This window comes from Streptomyces echinoruber (genome assembly GCF_014651135.1).
Taxonomy (GTDB): domain Bacteria; phylum Actinomycetota; class Actinomycetes; order Streptomycetales; family Streptomycetaceae; genus Streptomyces; species Streptomyces echinoruber.
In genome coordinates, this window is the sequence record NZ_BMWH01000077.1 from 1 (window position 1) to 1,475 (window position 1,475).

The following is a 1,475-nucleotide window of genomic DNA, read 5'->3' on the forward strand; positions in this document are numbered from 1 at the left end:
GGGGGCGGTCTCACGGAGACCGCCCCTCGATCGTGCGACAGCGCCGCAGGTAGTGACAGCGGTGGGGCAGCCTCCGAGGGTGATCACCGAGTATGCCGCCGCGCAATGGGACCTCGAACTGGACGATCTCTTCCTGACCATCGGGCACCGCTTCGGCCGAGTCGAGCTCCGCCGCCGGATGCGGGACTACGTACGCGGGCTGCTCGCCCCGGTGGCCCGCAAGAACAGTCCCCGCAGGGGGCAACCCCCAGGCAGCTGGCCGAACAGGCCGGCCACCCCACGCCCGACGGCCTGCAGCACCTCCTCGCCGGATCGAAGTGGGAGCCCGATGACGTCCGCGACGACCTGCAGGAATACGTCGCCGACAAGCTCGGCGAGGCCGACGGCGTCCTGATCATCGACGACACCGGGTTCATCAAGAAGGGCACCACCTCAGCCGGGGTCCAGCGCCAGTACTCCGGAACCGCCGGCCGGACCGAGAATCCCCCAGAGGGGGTACCCCCTGTCAGATCGGCGTCTTTGCCGCCTACGCCTCCGCCCGCGGCCGGGCCCTGGTCGACCGCGAGCTCTACCTCCCGAAGTCCTGGACCGAGGACCGGGAACGCTGCCGCACCGCAAGGGTCCCCGACGAGCGGGAGTTCGCCACCAAGGGCGAACTGGCCCGGCACATGGTGCTGCGTGCCCTCGCCTCGCCGCTGCCCATCGCCTGGGTCACCGCGGATTCCGCCTACGGTCAGGACAACCGATTCCGCCGGTTACTGGAACAGTCGGGTGTCGGTTACGTGCTGGCCGTCCCCAAGTCCCAATTCAGCGTGGGCTGTTCGCGGATCGAGGTTCTGTTCGCGCAGGCCCCGGACGAAGCGTGGGAGAAGATCTCATGCGGCGACGGCGCGAAGGGGCCTCGCGTCTACCACTGGGCCGCAGTGCGGCTGCCGGCCGTCGCCGAGTTCGACCATCAGGGCGAGGTCCCTCACCGGATGCGGTGGGCACTGGCCCGGCGCAGCATCAGCAAGCCCGACGAGATCGCCTACTACCTCGCCTACACACCCCTTCAGGTCACCGTCCAGGAGCTGGTGCGGGTCGCCGGGGGACGCTGGGCGATCGAGGAATGCTTTCAGGCCGCGAAGAACGAATGCGGCCTGGACCAGTACGAAGTCCGCCGCTACGTGGGCTGGTATCGGCACATCACTTTGGCCATGCTCGCGCACGCCTTCCTGGCCGCCACGGCACGCCAGCCCTGGGAAAAAGGGGTGGAACAGGTGGGACTGCCGGGGCGATCGAGCTCACAGTGGCGGAGGTTCGGCGACTCCTGGCAGCTTGTTGTGCCCGGCCCCCGCACCTGAGCGGACACCGAGGGCTACGCCACGCGCTGAGCTGGTCGAACTGGCGCCGCCGACGCCAAGCAGTCGCCCACCGCTGTCACTACCTGCGGCGCTGTCGCACGATCGAGGGGCGGTCTCCGTGAGACCGCCCCC

General features: G+C 69.4%; 1 pseudogene. It reads left to right on the forward strand.

Features of this window, described 5'->3' with window-relative positions:
- The first annotated feature begins 79 nt into the window (after positions 1 to 79).
- A pseudogene (locus IE225_RS32545) lies at positions 80 to 1,343 on the forward strand (IS701 family transposase).
- Positions 1,344 to 1,475 lie beyond the last annotated feature (132 nt).